General features: G+C 33.8%; 1 protein-coding gene. It reads right to left on the bottom strand.

Going from position 1 to position 480, the window contains the following annotated elements:
- Positions 1-60 precede the first annotated feature (60 nt).
- Positions 61-480: prepilin peptidase (locus AB4653_RS28570; protein ID WP_372106013.1), on the bottom strand; the 420-nt coding region annotated here is incomplete at its 5' end.

The following is a 480-nucleotide window of genomic DNA, read 5'->3' as shown; positions in this document are numbered from 1 at the left end:
CAACAATTATTTCAAATCAGTGATATTTCTAGCCCTATATTAGAGCACAATATTATGTAGTCAGTTTGCTAAAATGGATATAGTGCTAAAAAAGAAACAGCTCATAGCAATAGGTATTCCGTAAGGAATGCCTTTTGTAAAGCTAGGTAATCCTCTTACCTTTCCTACTATGTACATTGCGAAAACCAAAAAGCCTCCTAGAAAGCCTATACAAATCAATGTTATCGTAACTAGATTTGGCTGTATGCCAATGATTAAGGCACAGAGTAACTTCACATCTCCAGCTCCTATCACTTTTAGATACCAAAGTATAAAAAACACCACGAAACATAAAATCGCAATGGGTAGTGATGACATCAAGTAACCGTTATTTAACGCGACAATATTACTAAATATCAAAGCAATTTTGTTTAGGTTGTTTGGGATTTTTCTATGCCAACCATCAAAGAAGCATACAAACGACAGTATTAAAAAATTTGT

The sequence above is a fragment of the Vibrio sp. 10N.222.48.A3 genome (genome assembly GCF_041475345.1).
In the GTDB taxonomy this organism is placed as follows: Bacteria; Pseudomonadota; Gammaproteobacteria; order Enterobacterales; family Vibrionaceae; genus Vibrio; species Vibrio tasmaniensis_A.
Note: the sequence above shows the minus strand (reverse complement) of the source record. Positions and strands in the feature narration are given on the sequence as shown.